Source organism: Domibacillus sp., from assembly GCF_031181085.1.
Classification (GTDB): Bacteria; Bacillota; Bacilli; order Bacillales; family Domibacillaceae; genus Domibacillus.
In genome coordinates this window covers 137,685-161,294 of sequence record NZ_JAPSLE010000007.1, presented here as the reverse complement: position 1 = coordinate 161,294, position 23,610 = coordinate 137,685, and the positions used below count along the sequence as shown (strand labels likewise).

Below are 23,610 nucleotides of genomic sequence, written 5' to 3'. Positions count from 1 at the left end.
CGTTTTGATAAAAAACGGTTCAGGCTGCCTACAAACGTCCGCGTTCGGCGTCACTTGCCGTCTGCGAATGCTCATAACCTAAAAAAGGTCACTCCGCTTCTCAGCCGGCGGCGTTCATGGAAAGAGCAGGCGTTTTCAATCAGCCTGCTTTCTTACTTTGTCTACACTCTCAGCCGTTTTGATAAAAAGCGGCTTTTTTTTTACGGCGTAAAAGCCAAAACGCGCCAATTTTGATAAAATAAAAAACAGATAACACCGACAGACGAAAGCAGGTGGCTTCTTTTGGGAAAAGTAATTGCGGTCGCCAATCAAAAAGGCGGCGTTGGAAAAACAACAACATCAGTAAATTTAGGGGCATCACTCGCCTCTCTTGACAAGAAGGTGCTTCTTCTTGATATTGATCCGCAGGGAAACGCAACAAGCGGTGCCGGCATTGAAAAAAAAAGCGTAGATCAATGCATTTATGACGTCATTGTGGATGATGTGGAACTGACTGATGTCATTAAGCCTACAACAGCGGAAGGCATGTTTGTCGCACCGGCAACCATTGCTCTCGCGGGTGCTGAAATTGAACTTGTATCTGCCATTTCCCGCGAGCTTCGAATGAAAAGGGCACTCGAGCCGCTCCGTGAAAGCTTTGATTATATTATTATCGACTGTCCGCCATCGCTTGGTTTGTTAACGATCAATGCGCTGACGGCAGCGGACTCTGTTTTAATTCCAGTTCAATGTGAATATTATGCGCTTGAAGGATTAAATCAGCTGTTAAATACAATACGGCTCGTTCAAAAGCATTTAAATAAAGACCTTTACATAGAAGGTGTTCTATTAACCATGTTTGATGCCCGGACCAATTTAAGTATTCAAGTGGCAGAAGAAGTGAAAAAGTATTTTCATGACAAGGTGTACCAATCTGTCATACCGCGTAACGTCCGATTAAGTGAAGCACCGAGCCACGGCAAACCGGTTTTACTGTATGATGCCCGTTCACGCGGTGCAGAAGTGTATCTTGATTTTGCGAAAGAGGTGGCAGCACATGGCTAAAGGGCTCGGCAGAGGTTTGGATGCACTTTTTAAAGATTTGGGCGCTGATGATAAAAACAGCACTGTGCAGGATATTTCCGTTAAAGAGATTCGCCCGAATCCGCATCAGCCGCGGAAAAAGTTTAAAGAAGAAGCAATTGAAGAATTAAAGCAGTCTATACAGTCACACGGCATCCTGCAGCCAATCGTGCTTCGAAAAAGCATAAAAGGATACGAGATTGTAGCCGGAGAACGGCGTTACCGGGCTGCTAAAGCGGCTGGCATGAAAGCTGTGCCGGCGATCATTAAAGAATTAACAGAAGCTCAAATGATGGAACTTGCTCTGCTGGAAAACCTTCAGCGCGAGGATTTAACCGTAATGGAAGAAGCGGCAGCTTATCAGCTGATTATGGACAAGCTTAACGTTACACAGGCAGAGCTTGCCACGCGGATCGGCAAAAGCCGTCCTCATATTGCCAACTACGTCCGGCTGCTTGATTTGCCAGGTGAGATTCAAGATATGATTTCAGATGAAAAACTATCGATGGGACATGCCCGGGCGCTGCTCGGTGTAAAGCCGAAAGCAAAGCAGTTAAAGGCAGCTGAAAAAACAGTTTTAGAAAACTGGACCGTCCGCCAGCTTGAAAGTTGGATCCGAGAAGAAAAAGAAAAAGTTTCACGTGAAACAAAGCCGGTTAAAAAAGATATTTTTATTTTAGATCAAGAAGAAGTCCTTCGGGAGCGGTTCGGTACATCCGTGCAAATACGCCAATCTAAAAACGGCAAAAAAGGCAAAATTGAAATTGAATATATGTCTACTGAAGACTTAAACCGCATCTTGGAAATGCTTGATAACAGAGGTTAAACGATGTTTATAACAGGTTCGCTCGTGAATGGAATTGCCATTGGCGCCGGTGCATTGCTCGGCGCCTCTATGGCACGGATTCCAGAAGGAATAAAAGGAACAGTCATGCACGCGATTGGGCTGGCGGTAGTAGTGCTTGGCTTACAAATGGGATTGAAGGGCGAAAATTTTCTGCTCGTGATTCTGAGTCTTACAGCTGGCGCTGTACTGGGCGAGCTGCTTAAAATTGATGAACGGCTGAATGATCTTGGCAATTGGCTTGAGCAAAAAGTAGGGTCAAAAGGAAGCGGCAGCATTTCACAGGGGTTTGTAACGGCGACCCTTATTTTTGTCATTGGGGCAATGGGTGTTATTGGCGCGCTTGACAGCGGCATCCGGGGAAATCATGAAGTGCTGTTTACAAAATCACTGATCGATGGGATAACGGCTCTTATTTTAACGACTACACTTGGCATCGGTGTTTTATTTTCCGCTGTCCCTGTTCTCCTATATGAAGGGCTTATTGCCCTGTTTGCGACGCAAATTGACCGTTTTGTTTCGCAGGAATGGATGGATGCCTTTATTCTAGAAATGACGGCAGCCGGGGGGATTATGATTTTTGCCATCGGTCTGAACTTGCTTCAAATTACCAATATACGCATTGCCAATCTGCTGCCAGCAATTGCCTTCGTCGCCTTGTTTGTAACGATTTGGCCGTAAGCTTCTCTTCGGAGGAGCTTTTTTCATTTTTCAAAAAACTCATTGACACCTGCTCCTTCCCATGTAATAATCCTAGTTATTACATAAGAATTATAAGGTTATTGAAATGGAAGGGGGCAGCACAGGATAGTCTGTGCGGATTCAATGAAGTTAAAACAAACATTAGGCCTTTCGGCTGTAGCGCTTTCACTTTTTCTAGCAGGCTGCGGCGGCGAAAATGCTTCATCAGGCGGAAACCATACACCTGTTGAAAACGTACCCGAGCAGGTAAACGGAGAAGATCCGGTTAAAATTAAAGTAATCCGCAAAATTGGCGGTGACGACCATACGGCCCAGTTTTTAGCGGGCGCACAAAAAGAAGGCGAATCGCTTGGATTTCAAGTAGACACATTCACCGCTAACGGTGACTCTGCTAAATTCCATGATGCGATTAATCAAGGGCTCACACAGGATTACGACGGCTTTATTATTTCACACGGAGATGATGCAGCAACAGTCAGCGAAGTGAAAAAGCTTGTGGAAGCAGGAAAAAGCGTCGTTACATTTGATTCCAATGAGGAACTAAAAAATGTGAAAGGCGTGACCCTGACATCCCAGGATGACGAAGCACTGGCAACACTGGCTCTTGACCAATTGATTAAAGATACAAAGGGCAAGGCAAACATTGCTTATTTATGGGTGGACGGGTTCCCGCCAATGGTACGCCGCAATGCCGTATACGAGCAAAAGCTAAGCGAAAACCCAGGTATTAAGGAAGTGGACCGTTTCGGTGTAGCCGCTGCTGATACGACGGTTCAAACACAAAATGCCGTGCAGGCCATGCTGAAAAAATATCCAGAAGGCAAACTCGATGCTATTTTTGCAACATGGGATGCTTTCGCTATCGGTGCCGCACGCGCCGTGCAAGAAGCAGGACGGGATGATGTAAAGATTTATGGTATTGACGTTTCCAATGCAGATTTGCAGGAAATTCAAGATCCAAAAAGCCCTTGGCAGTACACAGCTGCCGTAGACCCGGCACTAATTGGTTCAATCGATATGCGTATTCTGGCGAAAAAGATCGCTGGTGAAGAAACACCACAGGAATATGCGCTTGAGCCATCGCTTATTTCAAAAGAGCAGCTTCAATCCGCTGATGGCGCAGTGAACATGGAAAGCCTGTCCGATGTTGTGGAAGGCTGGGGACAGTCGGATGAATTCACAGAAGACTGGATGAAAACGTTAAAAGAACATTATGCAAAATAAGAACAGAACCCGAGGAAATCTCTTTAAAAGAGATTTCCTCCTTTTCTGTCATCGAAAGGAGGATACAAGATGACTACAACACTTGATATGAAAAATGTTTCGATTTCCTTTCCCGGTGTAAAAGCGCTGAACAGAGTGGATTTTCAGGCGCAGACAGGGAAAGTTCACGCATTAATCGGCGCAAACGGAGCCGGGAAATCAACGCTTATGAAAATTTTATCCGGTGCCTACGGCCATTACGAAGGAGAGCTGTCGATAAACGGAGAGCTTATTCATGTCCGTCAGCCGGCTGATGCAAAAAAGTATGGTATTCAAATGGTTTATCAGGAAGTAGATACAGCACTTATTCCTCATTTAACCGTTGGTGAAAATATTATGATGGATCAGCTTGTAAACGGCAAAGGGGAAAGCGGATGGATCCACTGGAGGAAGCTCCGGGAAAAGTCCGCTGCGCTGCTGGAAAGAATGAACCTTTCTCTTTCTCCAAAAAAGCAGGTAAGTGAGCTGACACTGGCAGAAAAGCAGATGGTGCTGATTGCCCGGGCCATTTCAAATGACTGCCGCTTTTTAATTTTAGATGAGCCGACCGCTCCGCTCAGTCAGGCAGAAACTGATGAATTATTCCGGCTTGTGCGGCAGCTCAAGCAAGAGGATGTAAGCATCATTTTTATTTCACACCGCCTTCCAGAATTGTTTGAAATCTGCGACGACATTACGATTATGCGCAACGGGGAGCTTGTTTCAAAAAAACGCATAACAGACACGACGCAAAATGAAGTAGTCGAAAACATGCTGGGCCGGAAAATGGACGAGCAGTTTCCAGTCCGCAAATCTGACAAAGGAATGGTACTGCTTCAAGCATCCAGCCTTTCAGCAGCCGGTGTAAACGGTGTGAATATAACCGTTCACGCCGGAGAAGTGGTCGGTTTAACGGGGCTTGTCGGTGCCGGCAAATCGGAGATATGCAAAGCGCTGTTTGGGGAATCCAAAGTGGAAGCGGGAAACATTCAAGTAAAAGGAAAGCCGGCATCGCTTCGTTCGCCTTACGATGCAGTCCGCAGCGGCCTTGTACTTGTGCCGGAGGAACGGCGCCGTGAAGGTGTATTTGTGTCAGAATCCGTACGCTCAAACATCACCGTCACCACGCTGAAGTCGATGCTGAGAGCGGGTGCCTGGATTGATTTTAAAAAAGAAAAAGAAACGGCTGTTTCTGTTATCGAGCGCCTGGATGTGCGGACACCGTCTCCTGAAACGAAGGTCCGCCACCTGTCAGGCGGAAACCAGCAAAAAATTGCGATTGGAAAATGGCTGCTTGCCGAAGCGGATGTATATATCTTTGACGAGCCGACAAAAGGCATTGATGTCGGGGCGAAGCGGGAAATTTTTGACTTAATCGCCGAGCTTGCCGCGCGCGGAAAAGGCATTTTGTACGCATCAAGTGAACTGCCTGAAATATTCGGTATGACAGACCGGCTGTATGTGATTTACGATGGACAGGCCGTGATGGAAAAAGAAACCGCGCTTACGGCAGAAGAAGAAGTTATGTATTATTCAACAGGAGGAAAATAAAGTGTTTCAGAAAAAACCGTTTCAGTTATTTGATTTTTTTTATAAATACGGCACGATCTTAACCATTATTGTGTTAATTGCTGTTTTTACCGCCCTAAATCCTGCTTTTATAAGCAGCGACAATGTTTTGAATATTTTACGCTCGATTTCCATTGTCACGATTATTGCTGTAGGGGTTACAGTGTCACTTTCGATAAATGGATTTGATTTATCGGTCGGCTCATCCGCTTCCCTGGCAAGTGCTGTGGTGATCTCTATGTTTGTCTGGTTTTCGCAGAGCTTTGTGGTGGCGCTGCTGGCAGCCCTTCTCGGTGCTGTGCTCATCGGTATATTAAACTCTATTATGATCGTTAAACTGAAAATTCCAGATATGCTGGCTACATTGGCGATGATGTTTATTATTCAAGGCGTGGCTCTAACATATACAAAAGGAGCAACCATTTCTGAAAATATGGTTATGGCTGATGGATCTTATGCAGAAGGCGTGATCAGCCCTGTTTTTGCCAAGCTTGGACAGCTTCCCTGGATTATCGTCATCATGGTCGTAGTCGTTTTAGCCGTTCAAGGATTTCTTTCACTGACAAAGCACGGCCGGTTTATGTATATGATCGGCGGCAATCAAGAAGCTGCTCGCTTGTCCGGCATTCCTGTGAACAAGTACAAAGTAGCCGCTTATATTTTGTCAGCACTTTTAGCCGCGCTTGGCGGTATTGTATTAGCATCCCGCGTGATGACGGCTGAAATTAACGCAGGCGGCCCTTACTTAATGGATGCGGTAGCCGCTGCGTTCATTGGATTATCCGTTCTCGGTGCCGGTAAGCCGAACGCGCTCGGCACCTTTGTTGGTGCGGTATTAATCGGTATTTTGCAAAATGGGCTCGTGATGATGTCTGTCCCTTATTATGCGATGGATATTGTAAAAGGGTCCGTTCTTGCTTTTGCCCTGGCGCTCACTTACTATAAGCGGACACACGCATAATTCAATTTTCTGTGAAAAAGTGTTTTCTCCTGTTAAAATGGAAACGACTTATGTAAACCAGCAGAAGGAGGGCTTTTTTTGGACGATCAATCATTATCAACCTATCAGCGCGCCCTCGAATCGTTGTGGAGAAAGTTTACCAATGAAGAAACGTGGCTTGCGTTCGGAGAAGGCGCTATTAAAATTATCCTGACGATTCTGGTGGCGTGGTTTATTGTAAAAGTTGGGAAAATCGCCATCCGCAATTTTTTTGCTCTTCGCTCAAAAGCACCATTGACGTTTTCTGAGCGGCGGGAAAACACATTGCTCAAATTGATTGAAAATGTGCTGGCTTATGTGGTGTACTTTATCGCGCTTGTGAATATACTTGGGGTTCTAACCTTTGATGTAAAAGGACTCATCGCTGGAGCCGGGGTGCTCGGGCTTGCGATTGGTTTTGGCGCTCAAAGCTTGGTAAAAGATGTGATCACGGGCTTTTTTATCATTTTTGAAGACCAGTTTTCAGTAGGAGATTTTGTCCGAATCGGCCAGTTTGAAGGAACCGTTGAGGAAATTGGCCTGCGCACAACAAAGCTGAAGGTATGGACGGGTGAAATTCATATCTTGCCAAACGGAAGCATTATAGAAGTCACGAACTTCTCTCTTCATAATAGCGTGGCCGTCGTTGACATCAGTATTGCCTATGAGGAAAATGTGGAAAAAGCCGAGAAGGTGATTAACGAGCTTCTTAAGACATTAAAAGACAAGTATCCTGAAATTGTCGATACACCGAAGCTGCTCGGCATTCAAATGCTGGGACCGTCAGATGTGACTCTTCGGATTACAGCGGAAACAACGCCGATGAATCACTGGTATGTGGCTCGAATGATGCGCAAAGATATCAAGGAATGTCTGGATGCGAACGGAATTGAAATTCCATATCCGCGCATGGTGATGTACTCAAGAACGGAGCAGGAAGCACAAGCAGGCTCAAAACAGGCAAAAAGCGGGGGAACGGCATAAATGGAAGAGAAACAGTTTGCGTTGCACGATGTGGTAGAAATGAAAAAAGCCCATCCTTGCGGAACAAACCGCTGGAAAATCATTCGTCTTGGCATGGACATTCGAATCAAGTGTGAAGGGTGCGGACACAGTGTCATGCTGCCGCGGCGTGAATTTGTGAAAAAAATGAAAAAAGTAGTAACCGAGAGCGGCGAGTAAGCCGCTCTTTCTTTTGGAGCAAAAAGACGTTTTAGAATAGAAGATGTTTCCCCTGATATTTCGTCCTGACCTTGGGCTTGCGCTTTTCTTACGTTGCCTTTTTCCGCCTTAGTCCATATAATGGGGAAAGGTTTAGAATACTATGTACGTGTTTACAGAAAACAAGGAGTGAACCAATTATATGGCATTAACAGCAGGAATCGTCGGTCTTCCAAACGTGGGAAAATCGACTTTGTTTAACGCAATTACAAAAGCAGGTGCCGAATCAGCCAACTATCCATTCTGTACAATTGATCCGAATGTCGGCATCGTGGAAGTACCGGATGAGCGTCTGGCGAAACTAACGGAAATGGTAACACCGAAAAAAACCATTCCAACGGCGTTTGAATTTACGGATATCGCCGGGATCGTAAAAGGTGCCAGCAAAGGTGAAGGTTTAGGAAACAAGTTTTTGTCCCACATCCGTGAAGTAGACGCGATCTGTCAGGTCGTACGCTGCTTTGATGATGAAAACATCACGCACGTATCTGGAAAAGTAGACCCGATTGATGATATTGAGGTTATTAACCTTGAGCTTATTTTGGCAGATCTTGAATCGGTGGACAAACGTCTTACGCGCGTGGCAAAGCTTGCTAAGCAAAAAGATAAAGATGCTGTTGCCGAGCATGACGTGCTTGTCTTGGTGAAAGAAGCGCTTGAGTCTGACAAGCCTGCCCGTTCTGTGGAATTCACTGAAGAGCAGCAAAAAATCGTTAAGCAGCTTCACTTGTTAACAGCTAAACCAATGTTGTATGTGGCCAATGTGAGCGAGGAAGAAATCGCGGACCCATCAGGCAATGAGCATGTACAAAAAGTGCGTGAATACGCGGCTGGTGAAGGCTCGGAAGTCATTGTGATCAGCGCGAAGGTAGAAGAAGAAATCGCCGAGCTTGACGATGATGAAAAAGCCATGTTCCTTGAAGAGCTTGGCATTGAACAATCCGGCCTGGATCAATTGATTACAGCTGCGTACTCGCTTTTAGGGCTTGCAACGTACTTTACAGCGGGCGTGCAGGAAGTACGTGCCTGGACGTTCCGTAAAGGCATGAAGGCACCACAGTGTGCCGGCATTATCCATTCGGATTTTGAGCGGGGCTTTATCCGTGCTGAGACGGTTTCGTACGATGACCTTGTTGAGAACGGCTCGATGACCGCGGCGAAAGAAGCCGGCAAAGTCCGTCTTGAAGGAAAAGAATACGTCATGAAAGACGGAGATGTTGTTCACTTCCGTTTTAACGTTTAAGCGATAAGCAAAAGCGTTTGGAAGGAGCGCGGCATGTAAAAGCCAGACAGGTTTATCATCCCGCAGGCCTAAAACATCTGCAGCTAGATAAGTACAATGACTCCACCAGATAACCGGTGGAGTTTTTTTGTAGGAGGTGTTTGGATTGAAAGATATCAGTTATGCAGCCCTGCTGGCCGCTTTTTTATTTATGCTTATTCCGTTTTGGCTTTCGTACAAACAAAAACTTGGTATTTCAAAAGAAATGATGATGGCCTCGGTTCGGGCTTTTGTTCAGCTGACGGTGATCGGGTATATCATTACATTTGTTTTCTCGATTGAAAACCCGGTTTTGTTTTTATTTATTACTTTTATTATGATTGTCATTGCCTCCCGGACATCCGCCAAGCGGGGGGATGCCTTTGAACGTTCCCTCTGGATTGCCTTCGCTGCGTTAGTAGCATCGGAAGCGGCTTCTGTTGCAATCTGGGTAACATTTGATATTGTAGATTTTGAAGCCCAGTACATTCTGCCGATGAGCGGGATGATTATCGGCAGTTCTATGGTGGCTGTCAGTCTCGTATTTGACAGGCTGAAGCGGGAATTTGATTCGACGAAAGAATTGATCATGGGAAAGCTGGCGCTGGGTGCTACGCGCCGCCAGGCATCACAGGAATTGATTGAGGCAACAGTCAGAGCCGCTTTGATTCCGAGCATGGAAGGAATGAAAACCATCGGCCTTGTGCAGCTTCCAGGCATGATGACAGGAGCCATTATCGCCGGTGCTTCACCTGTTGTCGCTGTAAAGTATCAGCTTGTCATTGCCTTAACCACATTTGGCAACACAGCGATTACGGCTATGATTGTTTCTTTTCTTGCATACCCTGCTTTTTTCAAGCAAAGAATGTTTTAAACTTGCACATTTCGAACATACATTCTATAATAGGGGAGTATCACCTGAATCGCCATAAGTCCCTTTTTGTTTTATTGTATTGCGAAAAATATTGCGCTGTTGAGAGATGCATGTTATAATTTCAACTTGTGAGTAATGAAAATTTGCTCCTTGCTGTCGAGCCCGTAAAGGGAAGGCGACAGCCGCATAGTCCACGAGGAGGTGAACAAAGATGAGAAAGTACGAATTCATGTACATTATCCGCCCGAACATTGAAGATGAGGCGAAAAAAGCGCTAGTTGAGCGTTTTGACAACATCCTTACTTCAAACGGTGCTGAAATCATCGATTCAAAAGAATGGGGTAAACGCCGTTTAGCGTACGAAATCAACGATTTCCGCGAAGGTTTCTACCAACTTATTCATGCTAACGCTGAAGATGCAGCTGCAGTAAATGAATTTGACCGTCTTGCGAAAATCAGCGATGACATTATCCGTCATATCATTGTTAAAGAAGAAGCAAAGTAATTGAAACGCACTAAATATACATCTTTTTCATCATGTTTCAAGCTGAAACATTTTAAAAGAAAAGGAGTTGATTCTGATGATAAACCGAGTGGTTTTAGTGGGCCGTTTAACGAAAGATCCTGAACTTCGCTATACGCCAGCTGGTGCAGCTGTTGCAACGTTTACGCTCGCGGTGAACCGCGCGTACACGAATCAGCAAGGCGACCGGGAAGCGGATTTTATTAATTGCGTGATTTGGCGTCGTCCGGCTGAAAACGTGGCAAATTTCCTCAAAAAAGGAAGCCTTGCCGGCGTAGAAGGGCGCATTCAAACACGCAGTTATGAAGGCCAGGACGGAAAGCGTGTATACGTGACAGAAGTCCAGGCAGACAGTGTCCAATTTCTTGAACCAAAATCCGGAGGTGGTGGAGGCGGCCAGCAGTATGGCAATGCTCCCCAGCAGCAAGGTGGCGGTTATGGCGGCCAGCAAAGCAATCAGGACTTTCCATTTGGTCAGCCACAGCAGAATCAACAGCGCGGCAATAACAATGCCGGTTATTCTAAAATGAATGAAGATCCGTTTGCAGATAACGGACAGCCGATCGATATTTCAGACGACGATCTTCCATTCTAATTCAAGCAAGGAGGGGAAACTCATGGCAGGACGCAGAGGTGGACGTAAGCGTAAAAAGGTTTGCTATTTCACATCTAACGGTATTACACATATCGACTATAAAGATGTTGATTTACTTAAAAAGTTCGTATCTGAACGTGGAAAAATTCTTCCACGCCGTGTAACAGGTACAAGTGCTAAATACCAACGCCGTTTGACAATTGCAATCAAACGTGCGCGTCAGGTAGCACTTCTTCCATTCGTTGGAGATGAAAGATAAGATCTTTTATATAAGAAAAAGCACAGTTCTGATTATTCAGGATTGTGCTTTTTTTGTGTATGAATATGGAATAAATAGGAAGAAAATATTATTTTTTAATGAAATAAAATAAAAGTCTAGATATTTATTCATTAATAGGTAAAATAAGCATAGGGTATTTTTACTATAGAAGGAGGCATAAAGTTGAAAGGCATTCAATCTATTCGCACGAAACTGCTCATTCCTATTATTGCGGCGCTTGTTTTGGCGTTTGCTTTTATCATTATATTTATCAGCTGGCAAACAGAAAACAGTGTGGAAAAAAGCGTGATCGATCAAAGCGAAGGCACAGTAGAAAGTTTATCGGGTACGGTAAAGTCATTTTTGGACCAACATGAAAAAAGCATTGATTTGCTTGTTTTCGATGATACGATTCAATCTTACGGAAAAAATGAATTAGCCCAAGACAAAGCGAGCCGCCAGTCAATAGAAAATCTTTTTACTAATTACCTGGATACGTATCAGGATGTGTCGAGTATTTATTTTGGTTCAGCAGATGGAACGACTATTATTTCCCCGGTAATTGAGCTTCCTTCAGATTTCGATCCCCGGGAAAGAGACTGGTATACACAAGCTGAAAATAAAAAAGCGGCGGTTTGGAGCGAACCGTATGAAGACCAGGCCACCGGTTCTTCTGTCGTAACGGTGTCGAGAGCCCTTTATGACAATAATGACCGGTTCCTTGGCGTGATTGGGGCTGATATTGATTTAACCGTCCTAACAGAACGGGTCAAACAAACAGATCTTGGCTATCAGGGCTACCCCGTTGTGTTTTCAGCAGCAGGCATGGGTATTGTTCATCCGGATAGACAGGGAGAAGATTTAACGAAGATTCCGGTTATTAAAAGTATTATTGATGGTTCCTCTCCATCCGGCAGGAAGTACTATCAGCTGGACGGGGAAAACCGTATTATCGTGTTTAACAATGTGCCCGGTGTGAATTGGACGACAGCAGCCATTTACAACCAGGCCGACTTACTCGGTTTGTCTCAATCCATTGGTAAGTCTCTGCTTTGGACCGGCATTGTGCTGCTTTTGTTGATCAGTGCCGTAATGCTGTTTGTAATCTCAAAAATCGTGAACCCGCTCCGCTATTTGGAACGATCTGCTTCTCAAATCGCTGAAGGTGACTTGACGGTGCAGGTGCCGGTCACAACGAGGGATGAAGTGGGACAGCTATCCGAAGCATTTAATAAAATGACCGCCAACATGCGGAACATTTTACAAAAAGTAAATGACTCGGTACAGGATGTAAAAGCATCTGCTGAAAGCTTAAGTGCGGTGTCAGAAGAAACAAGTGCATCCAGTGAACAAATGACCCATGCGATCAATGAAATTACCTTGGGGGTTTCCCGTTCGGCAGAAGATTCTGCTGAGGCGACTGAGCGCTCAAACAGCTTAGGCAGCCAAATCGATGTGATTACCGGCCAGGCAGGAGACATGGCGCACGCCGCTTCCCAGGCTGAGCAGGCAAACCAAAAAGGAGCCGGGCAAATTGAACAGCTTCGCGCTTCAAACAATGAAACGAAAACATACATTTCCGGTATGCAAATGGTGATTGAAGAGCTGGAATCGAAAATGAACTCGATCGAGGCTGTGATTGGAGCCATTACCGACATTTCTGCGCAGACGAATCTGCTGGCGCTCAATGCGTCGATTGAAGCGGCAAGAGCTGGCGAGCACGGCAAAGGATTTGCTGTGGTGGCAGAAGAAGTCCGTAAGCTGGCAGAGCAGTCCAGTGAAGCAGCAGATGAAGTAAGACGAACGATTCTCGACATTCAATCCGGTTCTCGTACAGCCGTTGAGCAAATGAAAAAAACACGCAGCAATTTCGATGAGCAAACGGAAGCGGTAGAAGAAACAAGCAAGGTTTTCCACCAGCTTTCGTCTCTTGTCAGTACGATTGATTCGTCCATTGCCACAATCAATGAGGAAATCAAAGAAGTAGGAGTCACAAAGGATGAAATGATCCATACGATGACCGGCATTGCCGCGGCCAGCCAGCAGTCTGCCGCTGCAAGTGAAGAAGTCAGCGCCTCGGCCGAAGAGCAATTAAGAGCGGTTCGAACTGTGACCGATTCCTCTGAGCAGCTGATGGAGTTAAGTGCGGAATTAAAAGGAATTGTAGATCAATTTAAACTGTAAAAGGGATGCCGGCTAGTACCGGCGTCCTTTTTTTAATAAATTTTTTACATTACCTTAACACTGTGTTAGGACTATGAAACTATAATGGGGGTTGTACATAGGGAGAAAGGTGTAGTGAAATGAAATCGATTCGAATGAAATTTATGCTTCCCATTGCGATTATTCTAATCAGTGCCTTTACTTTTGTTATTTTTTTTACTGGGTTAAAAACAGAACAGCGGATTGAAAAAAATGCAGCCGCCCAAACAAAAGAGTTTGTAAAAGAATTAAACAATTCTGCGGATGCCTTTTTGCAAAAGTACGAAGAAAGTACTCTGCTTTTATCCGAAAGCGCACAAGTACTCGAATATGCCCAGCTGGCACAGTCGGATAAACAGCCGGACGGTGAAGCAGACAGGGAGCTGCAGGCTGTGTTTAACCGGTACACCGATATTTATAAAGAAACACTAAGCGTTTACTACACATCAGCAGCCGGAACCTTTAAAATGGCACCTGCCGCATCGCTTCCAAAAGATTTTAACCCGTTAGAGGAGCCCTCCTATAAGCAGGCAGCCAAAAGCGGGCAGCCGGTGTGGAGCGAACCGTATCAAAGCGAAACAGGGGACGATATTATTACAGTTTCCAAAGCTATTATGAGCGGCTCAGAGGTGCTCGGCGTCATTGGGATTGATATTAACTTAACGAGCATGACCAATCGAATGAACAAGCTGAACGTCGGCTACGAAGGGTACCCGGTTGTCCTATCCGAGCAAGGAAGGGCACTTGTTCACCCATCTCAAAAAGGCAAAGATGTATCAAAAGATGCGCTGATGGGAGCGATGTTAGCTGGTGAAAAAAGCGGCATTTTAGAAAAAGAAAACCAGCTGGTTGTTTACGATACAGCTGCACAGACCGGCTGGAAAATCGGGGCGGTCTACGAAAAGAGCCATTTGTTCAGCGTTTCAGACGAAATGAAAAAAATTCTGGCCCTTACAGCGCTGCCGGCACTTGCGATTGTGATGCTTGTTGTGTTTTGGCTGACATCAACCATTACAAAGCCGCTTCAAACATTGAAAGCCTCTGTAAAACAAGTGGCAGAAGGCAACTTGCAAACACATGTTTATGTTTCAGGAAGGGATGAAACAGCGGAACTAAGCCGCAATTTTAATGAAATGGTCGTGAAAATGCGCAGCATTGTCGGAGTTACAGAAGATGCAGCGAAAAATGTAAGGGAATCCATTGAGAATTTAAATATTGCCGTACAGGAAATCAATGAATCCGGAACAGCGGCAGCGTCTGCGCTGGATGAATTAACTCATGGAACGGAAAGATCCGCAAACGGCTCGCAAAAAGCGGCGGATCGTTCACGGGAGCTGGGCACGTTAATCAGCTCCATATCAGGTGAAGCAGATGCCATGACCCAGCTTGCTGGCACGGCAGCCCAGGCAGCTGAAACAGGAGCAAGGCATGTGACGGTGATGGCAGAATCTATGAGTGCTTCTGCTGAAAGAATGGACGCAGCGTTGAAGTCTATTAGCATACTGGCAGAGGACATTAAACGCATTGAAGATATTGTGCATGTGATTGAAGAGATATCCGCTCAGACAAACCTGCTCGCGCTTAATGCATCGATTGAAGCAGCGCGGGCAGGCAGCCACGGCAAAGGCTTCGCAGTGGTTGCCCAGGAAGTGAGAAAGCTTGCTGAGCAGTCGGGCAAGGCGGCCGGTGAGATACATAAAAAAATTGCGGCGGTACAGGAAGGGTCCGTTCAGGCGATCCAGACGGTAACGGAAGCAGGCGGATACATTACCGCGCAAACAGAAGCGGTACAGGAAACCGAGGGAGTATTTGTTCATCAGGAAGAAGTTGTGCAGAAAATGAAGGCAGCGATTGCCGAAATGGTCAAAGGGATTCATACAGCCGATCAGGAAAAAGATACAGTTGTGTACACGGCCGGTCAGCTGGCGGAAGAAGCCAAAGTTTCAGCTTTTTCCTGTGAGGAAGCCCAGGAAAGAACGCGGACGCAGCTGTTGGCCATTGAGGGCGTAGCGGCAGCTTCTGAACAGCTGTCTTTGCTTAATGAAGAATTGATTCAAGCGATACGCCAATTTCAAATATGAAAAATAAGTGAAAAAGTCCGATCTTTTGTTCGGACTTTTTTGTTTTAAAGTTGAATGGGGGACTAAAGGAATGTAGAATAAGGGGGGAGAATGCCGAAATGCTTGGTAAATGAACGGAGTGTTAAAGTGGAAAGAACAAAAGTCATAACAGAAGGAGCAAGGATGCTCGCCATCTTTGCAATTCTACTGGCGGTCTCCGTCTACGTACCGATTATCTCTATTGTCGGCGCGCTTTTTTTACTGCTTCCTTTTTTGATATACAGTGCTAAATATCCGGCCGGGCCGGCTTTTGGGCTGCTTGCTTGTGCGGTAGCACTGTCCTTTATAATAGGAGGCGTAATCTCTGTGCCTCTGGCGATTATGTACGGAACAACCGGCTTGATGATGGGGGCACTCATCCGCAGGCAGTCAGATGGCTGGATTGTTTATATGGGCGGAAGTCTCGTGTTTTTATTAAATTTGATTGTGCAGTATGCGGCAGCCATGTGGCTTTTTGATATTTCGTTTGCAGACGAATTCAGTAAAGCCTTTAAGGAGTCAGCAGCCGAAACAAGCCGCGTGCTCGGACAGGAAGTGCCTTACACAGACGAGGAAATCAATACGCTGATTGACTATATGAACGCTATTTTACCAGCGATTCTCACAGCGCTGGCTTTTCTTACGGTGCTGCTTTTAAGAACGGTGAATTACCCGATTGCCAAACGGCTCGGCGTCAAAATAAAACCGCTTCAGCCATTCCGGACAGTACGTCTGCCCCGGACAATCCTTTGGTATTATCTCCTTTTAATGGCAGGAGCTATTTTTGTTCAGCCGGAGCCCGGTACAAGCTGGTATGATATTTATGTGAACGTGCTGTTTATTTTGCAGGCATGCTTGTATATACAAGGTTTGTCTTTTGTTTTTTTCTTTGCCCACAGCAAAAAATGGCCAAAAGCCATCCCGGTTTTAGCGGCCCTTTTATCAATTCCTCTAATTCCGCTTCTTTATCTTATCCGATTATTAGGTATAATTGATTTAGGGTTCGACTTAAGACAACGGATGCAAAAAAAGCGGTAAGATGCTTTTTAAAATTGGCTCCATCGGGCACAAAAGGTGGAGCTTTAGAACGAGGAGCTGAAGCGAATGCTTTCGTATTATAACAGGCGGATGATTCAAGTACCGATCATTGTCATTACGCTTGTGCTTGTGGCCGCGTCGGCCTGGCTGTTCTCCTACAATTGGGCTGCCGGCGCCGGCTTGCTTACATTGACGATTTTTCTGCTCCTCTTTTTATATTTGGCAGAAAGAAAAATGCATGAAGATGTACAGAAGTATGTGGCCACTTTATCGTACCGCCTTCAAAAAGTCGGTGAAGAAACGCTTCAGGAGCTGCCGATTGGCATTCTGCTTTATAATAAGGAGTATACAATTGAATGGGCGAACGCTTTTTTAACCTCTTACTTTCAAGAGGAGAACCTTGTTGGCGAATCGCTTTATGAAGTAGCGGAACCTTTGCTTTCGGCTATTAAAAGCGGCAAAGAAGCCATGCTTAATTTAAACGACAAAACCTTTCGTGTGGCGTCAAAACCAGATGAACGGCTTCTTTACTTTTTTGATGTGACCGAGGAAGAACGGATCGCACGCCAGTTTAGGGAAGAAAAAACCACACTCAGCATCATCTTTCTCGATAACTATGATGATTTAACACAGGGGATGGATGATCAAACAAAAAGCAGCTTAAACAGCTTGGTTACTTCTATGCTCAATGGCTGGGCGAAAAAACATGGCATGTTTTTAAAACGTGTGTCGTCCGAGCGCTTTTTTACTGTGATGAACGAGCGCATTTTAGCCAAGCTTGAAGAAGATAAGTTTTCCATTTTGGACGAAGTGCGTGAAGAGACGGCTAAGCATTATGCCCCGCTGACATTGAGCATTGGGATCGGACAGGGAGTTGTTCCGCTGCCGGAATTGGGCGATCTCGCTCAATCAAGTTTAGATCTGGCTCTTGGACGCGGCGGTGACCAGGCTGCCATCAAGCAGGGAGACGGGAAAGTAAAGTTTTACGGGGGGAAAACAAATCCAACCGAGAAACGGACACGGGTGCGTGCCCGCGTGATTTCACACGCGCTTCGTGACATCGTAACTGAGAGTGACAAAGTGATCGTGATGGGCCACAAGTATCCAGATATGGATGCAGTCGGTGCTTCAATGGGGATTCGCCATGTTGCAGAATTAAATGGGCGGGAAGGTTATATTGTCGTTGATCCCGCACAAATTGATACGGCAGTGAAACGACTGCTTAACGAGCTGAAAGAACAGAATCCTGAACTTCATTCAAGAATTATTACACCAGAAGAAGCGCTTGAAATTGCAACGAATCGAACCTTGCTTGTTGTGGTGGATACCCATAAGCCGTCGCTTGTCATTGAAGGAAGGCTGCTTTCCAGAGCGGAACGAGTTGTCGTGATCGATCACCATCGGCGCGGAGAAGAATTTATTAAAAACCCGCTTCTTGTTTATATGGAGCCCTATGCTTCTTCTACGGCAGAGCTTGTCACAGAGCTGTTGGAATATCAGCCGAAAACAAAAAAAATATCGATGCTTGAGTCAACGGCCCTGCTTGCTGGTATAATTGTCGATACAAAAAGTTTTTCACTGCGGACTGGAGCCCGCACGTTTGACGCAGCTGCTTATTTACGTACGAACGGTGCGGATACGATTTTAGTTCAAAAATTTTTAAAAGAAGATATTGGCACCTACATTCAGCGCAGCCAGCTGATTGAAACGGTTTATTTTTATAAAGACGGCCTGGCGATTGCCAAAGGCAGTGATGATTATGTATATGATTCTGTCTTGATTGCTCAGGCAGCGGATACGATTTTGACCATGAACGGAGTCCAGGCATCGTTTGTGATTGCCCGCCGGTCCGAAGAAACGGTCGGGATCAGTGCCCGCTCACTTGGCGAAGTCAATGTACAGATCATTATGGAGCAGTTGAACGGAGGCGGCCATTTAACAAATGCTGCAACGCAAATTCGGGACGCTTCTGTAGAAGACGCTGAAATGGAGCTGTGCCGCGTTATTGATGAAGTCACTGAAGGAGGAAATGAAGAATGAAGGTAATCTTTTTAAAGGACGTAAAAGGCAAAGGCAAAAAAGGCGATATTAAAAATGTAGCCGACGGCTATGCACACAACTTTTTAATTAAAAACGGTTATGCAGTTGAAGCAACATCGGGCAACCAAAACGCGCTTGATGCTCAAAAGAAAAAACAAGCAGCTCTTGCAGCAGAAGAGCTGGAGGAAGCAAAGCGCCTGAAAGAAACGATCGAAGCACTGACTGTTGAATTACACGCTAAAACAGGTGCAGGCGGCCGGCTTTTCGGTTCTGTAACAGCTAAACAAGTGGCAGATCAATTAAACAAAACACATAAAATTAAGATTGATAAACGGAAGATCGATCTTCCGGACGGCATCCGCGGTCTTGGCTACACAAACGTACCGGTTAAGTTGCATAATGAAGTCACAGCTACACTTAAGGTACATGTAACAGAAGAAAAATAATAGAAAAACATGTGGTCGGAGTTCTCTGATCACATGTTTTTTTCGCGAGGAGGGTAACAATGAGCGATGTATTAACGGACCGTGTACCGCCGCAAAATATTGAAGCAGAACAGGCTGTGCTGGGGGCGATCTTTTTGGAGCCGTCCGCGTTAACAGTCGCTTCGGAAATATTAATTCCGGAAGACTTTTACCGGAATGCCCACCAGCAGATTTATTTAACGATGCTGAAGCTCAGCGACCACGGAAAAGCAGTGGACGTGGTGACGGTCACCGAAGACCTGGCCGCTCATAAATTGATTGAAGATGTCGGCGGTATTTCGTATTTGAGTGAATTAGCGGCAGCCGTCCCAACAGCGGCTAATATTGAATATTATGCTCGCATCGTAGAAGAAAAATCGCTTCTGCGCCGATTGATCCGCACGGCGACTACCATCGCCACGGACGGGTACGAGCGTGAGAATGAAGTGGAAGGCTTGCTGAGCGAAGCGGAAAAAAGCATTATGGAAGTGGCCCAGCGAAAAAATGCGGGTGCCTTTCACAATATTAAAGACGTGCTTGTGCGCACGTATGATAATATTGAGCTTCTTCACAACCGAAAAGGTGATGTAACCGGCATTCCAACCGGATTTGCCGAGCTGGACCGGATGACCGCAGGATTCCAGCGAAATGATTTAATTATTGTTGCTGCACGTCCGTCTGTCGGGAAAACGGCATTTGCTCTTAATATTGCACAAAACGTCGCAACGAATACGGACGAAACGGTTGCGATCTTTAGTCTTGAGATGGGGGCAGAGCAGCTGGTTATGCGGATGCTCTGCGCAGAAGGAAATATTAATGCACAAAGCTTGCGGACAGGCACCCTGACAGACGAAGACTGGCGCAAGCTGACAATGGCAATGGGCAGCTTGTCTAATTCAGGTATCTATATTGATGATACGCCGGGTGTACGCATTGGAGAAATCCGCTCCAAATGCCGTCGGCTGAAGCAGGAGCAGGGACTGGGCATGATTTTGATCGACTACCTGCAGCTCATTCAAGGGAATGGGCGCTCCGGCGAAAACCGCCAGCAGGAAGTATCGGAAATTTCCCGTTCCTTAAAAGCGCTCGCCCGTGAGCTGGAAGTGCCGGTTATTGCGCTCTCTCAGCTTTCCCGTGGCGTGGAGCAGCGGCAGGACAAGCGTCCAATGATGTCCGATATCCGGGAATCTGGATCGATTGAGCAGGATGCCGATATTGTAGCTTTCTTGTACCGGGATGATTATTACGATAAAGAAACCGAAAACAAAAATATGATCGAGATCATTATTGCCAAGCAGCGGAACGGCCCGACTGGAACAGTCGAGCTCGCTTTCGTGAAGGAATACAATAAATTCGTAAATGTGGAACGGCGAATGGATGAAATGGGAGCGCCGCCCGGAGCATAAAAAAGCCAGCGATTGCTGGCTTTTTTGTTTTTATGCGTTTTCAAGCATTCTCTCACTTGAAGCAACCGGTACTTTTGGAATAAAAACGAATAAAAAAATCTGATTAAGTTTAAAATGTTCGTCTTTTAGTTTGACGGCTCCGTTTTCTGCTGGTAAAATAAACGTGTTTGATAAAACGTTTTTCATGAACCTTCGGAGGTGCAAAAAATGTCATCAGTAGTTGTAGTAGGAACGCAATGGGGCGATGAAGGAAAAGGGAAAGTAACCGATTTTCTTTCTGAAAACGCAGAAGTCGTAGCCCGTTACCAAGGCGGTAACAACGCAGGTCATACAATTAAATTTAACGGTGTTACATACAAACTTCACTTGATTCCATCTGGTATTTTTTATTCGGATAAAATTTGTGTAATCGGCAACGGTATGGTTGTAGATCCAAAAGCGCTTGTCCAAGAGCTGGAATATCTGCATGGACATGGCGTGTCAACAGATAACCTGCGCATTTCAAACCGTGCGCACGTGATTTTGCCATACCACTTGAAAATTGATGAAGTGGAAGAAGAGCGCAAAGGCGCCAATAAAATCGGTACAACAAAAAAAGGCATCGGCCCTGCTTACATGGATAAAGCTGCACGGATGGGAATCCGCATGGCTGACCTTTTGGATCGCGAAACATTTGAAGAAAAGCTGACGCATAACATTGCAGAAAAAAATCGCCTGCTTGAGCGCTTCTACGAAACAGAAGGCTTTAAAGTGGAAGATATTCTGGACGAATATTATGAGTACGGACAGCAAATCAAAGACCTTGTCTGTGATACATCCGTTGTCCTGAACGATGCGCTTGATGAAGGCCGCCGCGTTCTATTTGAAGGCGCCCAGGGCGTTATGCTTGATATCGACCAGGGAACATACCCGTTTGTTACTTCTTCGAATCCAGTTGCCGGCGGTGTAACAATTGGTTCGGGTGTCGGCCCATCTAAAATTACACACGTTGTTGGCGTATCCAAAGCTTATACAACTCGTGTCGGCGATGGTCCGTTCCCAACGGAGCTGAACAACGAAATCGGAGATCAAATTCGTGAAGTGGGCCGTGAGTACGGTACAACAACAGGCCGTCCGCGCCGTGTTGGCTGGTTTGACAGTGTTGTTGTACGCCATGCGCGCCGCGTGAGCGGAATCACAGATCTTTCATTGAACTCAATCGACGTACTAACAGGAATTGAAACGTTGAAAATTTGTACAGCGTACCGTTACAAAGACGAGCTAATTACAGAATACCCAGCGAACCTTCGCGTACTTGCAGAGTGTGAGCCGGTATATGAAGAGCTTCCAGGCTGGACAGAAGATATTACAGGTGTGAAAGATTTAAGTGAGCTTCCGGCAAATGCACGTCATTACATCGAGCGTGTGTCGCAGCTGACTGGTATCCCATTGTCTGTTTTCTCAGTAGGCCCAGACCGCAACCAGACAAATATAGTCCGCAGTGTGTGGAGTTAAATAATAAAAAAAAGCTGTCTTAAGATAGGGCAGCTTGAGACTGACGACTTTATCGTCAGTCTTTTTTTATGAAAGTTTTCGCCGCTGAAAATGGGCAGGACACTATCATTTCTAAAAAAAAGGGCCGATAGGGAAGCTGCAAAGTGCACTTTTACCGCTTTGGTGATAGGGCATGTGTTCTATTAACCTGTGCCGCCTTACCGGCTCTCATCTGAACTGCCGCACTTCTTGGGAAAAAGAAACAAAGAGATACTTTGCTAAAAGATTTTATTTTTCTAAGTTTTATCCTGTTTTTTTCTATCTATCTATGTCAATGGTCCTCCCGCAAATCCTCCCTATATAAGATAAAAATGTATGATTTTGTATTCATTTCCTTAGAATGTTTGGGAAAAGGCATGAAATTGTCGAAATTTCACTATTTTGTTCGTTTTTTTCGACAAATATGGTGAAAATGTATTGTCACCCTTCCCCCCATATGATACTATTAACAACGTTGCTGGGAAACAGCACTCAAAGTGGTCCGGTAGTTCAGCTGGTTAGAATGCCTGCCTGTCACGCAGGAGGTCGCGGGTTCGAGTCCCGTCCGGACCGCCATTTTTACTTTACTTTAACCTATCTATCGTTATGTTCTTGATGGCGGCCGTCCGCATCTTTGAATTGTCCTTCACGAAAAAACGGCCGCTGTGTTTTTTGAAAATTTAGTCTTCATGCACTTCTGGCAGTAAAAACGTAATAACCTATGTATAAACATGTTGTTTAACTCCGGCTCAGTAGCTCAGTTGGTAGAGCAAAGGACTGAAAATCCTTGTGTCGGCGGTTCGATTCCGTCCTGAGCCATAGAAAAAGCATCGCGGTGATTTCGCTCCCGTGGTGCTTTTTGTTATTTTTAACGCCTATTGCCGGATGCCGCAGTCTTCCTGGCATGGTAAAGTAAAGAAAAGCGTAAAGGGCGAAAATGTGATAAAATATAGTATTTGAAGCCATCTTTTATTCTGTGAAACTAAAAGTGAGGGACATACATGATGCAAAAGAAAATATTGGTTGTCGATGATGAAAGACCCATTGCAGATATTTTGCAGTTTAATTTAAAAAAAGAAGGATATGACGTGCAATGCGCATACGATGGCGACCAGGCAGTTGAAATGGTGGAGAACATGCAGCCGGATTTGGTGCTGCTTGATATCATGCTTCCGGGCCGTGATGGGATGGAAGTATGCCGGGAAGTGCGCAAAAAATACGAAATGCCGATTATCATGCTGACAGCGAAGGATTCCGAGATTGATAAAGTGCTTGGACTGGAACTCGGAGCGGATGATTATGTGACAAAGCCGTTTTCTACACGTGAACTGATTGCAAGGGTAAAAGCAAATCTTCGCCGCCATCAAGCAGCACCGGCGCCGGAAGAAGAAGAAGTTGATACAAACGAGATTGCGGTAGGGGCTTTAACGATTCATCCGGATGCCTACATCGTTTCAAAACGCGGGGAAACAATTGAGTTAACCCACCGTGAATTTGAACTTCTTCATTACTTGGCCAAGCATATTGGACAGGTAATGACACGCGAGCACCTCCTGCAGACGGTTTGGGGATATGATTACTACGGAGATGTTAGGACAGTAGATGTAACAGTCAGACGCCTTCGTGAAAAGATTGAAGACAATCCGAGCCATCCATCCTGGATCGTAACACGAAGAGGCGTTGGCTACTATTTACGCAACCCTGAACAGGAGTAACGT

21 protein-coding genes and 2 tRNA genes are annotated in these 23,610 nt (G+C 45.5%); all 23 read left to right on the top strand.

Annotation, left to right across the window (positions count from 1 at the left end; all coding sequences use genetic code 11):
* The first annotated feature begins 282 nt into the window (after positions 1-282).
* The 23 genes from RIN81_RS12270 to yycF all read left to right on the top strand — a co-directional run bounded on the left by RIN81_RS12270 (position 283) and on the right by yycF (position 23,607).
* A complete protein-coding gene (locus RIN81_RS12270) occupies positions 283-1,044 on the top strand; it encodes a ParA family protein (protein ID WP_309090555.1) in 762 nt (253 codons plus the stop codon).
* On the top strand, positions 1,037-1,888 hold the full coding sequence (locus RIN81_RS12265) for a ParB/RepB/Spo0J family partition protein (RefSeq protein ID WP_309090553.1): 852 nt from the start codon (positions 1,037-1,039) through the stop codon (positions 1,886-1,888). Before RIN81_RS12270 ends, RIN81_RS12265 begins: the two co-directional genes overlap by 8 nt.
* A gap of 3 nt (positions 1,889-1,891) precedes the next feature.
* A complete protein-coding gene (locus tag RIN81_RS12260; protein ID WP_309090551.1) occupies positions 1,892-2,587 on the top strand; it encodes a DUF554 domain-containing protein in 696 nt (231 codons plus the stop codon).
* A 144-nt stretch (positions 2,588-2,731) separates the two neighbouring features.
* Entirely contained in the window at positions 2,732-3,832 is a 1,101-nt protein-coding gene (locus tag RIN81_RS12255; protein ID WP_309090549.1) for a sugar ABC transporter substrate-binding protein, read from the top strand.
* A gap of 69 nt (positions 3,833-3,901) precedes the next feature.
* Positions 3,902-5,401: a sugar ABC transporter ATP-binding protein gene (locus RIN81_RS12250; RefSeq protein WP_309090547.1), complete on the top strand. Its 1,500-nt coding sequence runs from the start codon at positions 3,902-3,904 to the stop codon at positions 5,399-5,401.
* A 1-nt stretch (position 5,402) separates the two neighbouring features.
* Positions 5,403-6,380 (top strand): ABC transporter permease, encoded by a 978-nt coding sequence (locus RIN81_RS12245; RefSeq protein ID WP_309090545.1) that lies wholly within the window; start codon positions 5,403-5,405, stop codon positions 6,378-6,380.
* A gap of 78 nt (positions 6,381-6,458) precedes the next feature.
* Positions 6,459-7,382, top strand: a complete 924-nt coding sequence (locus RIN81_RS12240; protein WP_309090543.1) for a mechanosensitive ion channel family protein — start codon at positions 6,459-6,461, stop codon at positions 7,380-7,382.
* Entirely contained in the window at positions 7,383-7,580 is a 198-nt protein-coding gene (locus RIN81_RS12235; RefSeq protein WP_309090540.1) for a DUF951 domain-containing protein, read from the top strand.
* A 181-nt stretch (positions 7,581-7,761) separates the two neighbouring features.
* Positions 7,762-8,862 (top strand): redox-regulated ATPase YchF, encoded by a 1,101-nt coding sequence (ychF, locus tag RIN81_RS12230; protein ID WP_242232489.1) that lies wholly within the window; start codon positions 7,762-7,764, stop codon positions 8,860-8,862.
* A 145-nt stretch (positions 8,863-9,007) separates the two neighbouring features.
* Positions 9,008-9,754, top strand: coding sequence for an ABC transporter permease (locus tag RIN81_RS12225; protein WP_309090536.1), 747 nt, complete (start codon positions 9,008-9,010; stop codon positions 9,752-9,754).
* A 211-nt stretch (positions 9,755-9,965) separates the two neighbouring features.
* Positions 9,966-10,259, top strand: a complete 294-nt coding sequence (gene rpsF / locus RIN81_RS12220) for a 30S ribosomal protein S6 (RefSeq protein WP_242232491.1) — start codon at positions 9,966-9,968, stop codon at positions 10,257-10,259.
* Between the two features lie 76 nt (positions 10,260-10,335).
* Positions 10,336-10,872, top strand: coding sequence for a single-stranded DNA-binding protein (gene ssb / locus RIN81_RS12215; RefSeq protein ID WP_251271159.1), 537 nt, complete (start codon positions 10,336-10,338; stop codon positions 10,870-10,872).
* Between the two features lie 22 nt (positions 10,873-10,894).
* Positions 10,895-11,131, top strand: a complete 237-nt coding sequence (gene rpsR, locus RIN81_RS12210) for a 30S ribosomal protein S18 (protein ID WP_309090534.1) — start codon at positions 10,895-10,897, stop codon at positions 11,129-11,131.
* Between the two features lie 183 nt (positions 11,132-11,314).
* Entirely contained in the window at positions 11,315-13,315 is a 2,001-nt protein-coding gene (locus RIN81_RS12205) for a methyl-accepting chemotaxis protein (protein WP_309090532.1), read from the top strand.
* 119 nt (positions 13,316-13,434) lie between these two features.
* The gene (locus RIN81_RS12200; RefSeq protein ID WP_309090530.1) at positions 13,435-15,414 is read left to right on the top strand and encodes a methyl-accepting chemotaxis protein; all 1,980 of its coding nucleotides are present in this window, start codon (positions 13,435-13,437) and stop codon (positions 15,412-15,414) included.
* Positions 15,415-15,504: 90 nt separating this feature from the next.
* A complete protein-coding gene (locus RIN81_RS12195) occupies positions 15,505-16,470 on the top strand; it encodes a YybS family protein (RefSeq protein WP_309090529.1) in 966 nt (321 codons plus the stop codon).
* A 66-nt stretch (positions 16,471-16,536) separates the two neighbouring features.
* Positions 16,537-18,510: a DHH family phosphoesterase gene (locus RIN81_RS12190; protein ID WP_309090527.1), complete on the top strand. Its 1,974-nt coding sequence runs from the start codon at positions 16,537-16,539 to the stop codon at positions 18,508-18,510.
* The gene (rplI, locus tag RIN81_RS12185) at positions 18,507-18,956 is read left to right on the top strand and encodes a 50S ribosomal protein L9 (RefSeq protein ID WP_242232497.1); all 450 of its coding nucleotides are present in this window, start codon (positions 18,507-18,509) and stop codon (positions 18,954-18,956) included. Before RIN81_RS12190 ends, rplI begins: the two co-directional genes overlap by 4 nt.
* A gap of 59 nt (positions 18,957-19,015) precedes the next feature.
* Positions 19,016-20,380: a replicative DNA helicase gene (gene dnaB, locus RIN81_RS12180; protein WP_309090525.1), complete on the top strand. Its 1,365-nt coding sequence runs from the start codon at positions 19,016-19,018 to the stop codon at positions 20,378-20,380.
* A gap of 207 nt (positions 20,381-20,587) precedes the next feature.
* Positions 20,588-21,874: an adenylosuccinate synthase gene (locus RIN81_RS12175; RefSeq protein ID WP_242232499.1), complete on the top strand. Its 1,287-nt coding sequence runs from the start codon at positions 20,588-20,590 to the stop codon at positions 21,872-21,874.
* A 517-nt stretch (positions 21,875-22,391) separates the two neighbouring features.
* Positions 22,392-22,468, top strand: a tRNA-Asp gene (locus RIN81_RS12170).
* A 170-nt stretch (positions 22,469-22,638) separates the two neighbouring features.
* A tRNA-Phe gene (locus RIN81_RS12165) sits at positions 22,639-22,711 on the top strand.
* A 185-nt stretch (positions 22,712-22,896) separates the two neighbouring features.
* Positions 22,897-23,607, top strand: coding sequence for a response regulator YycF (yycF, locus tag RIN81_RS12160; RefSeq protein ID WP_242232813.1), 711 nt, complete (start codon positions 22,897-22,899; stop codon positions 23,605-23,607).
* Positions 23,608-23,610: the final 3 nt, after the last annotated feature.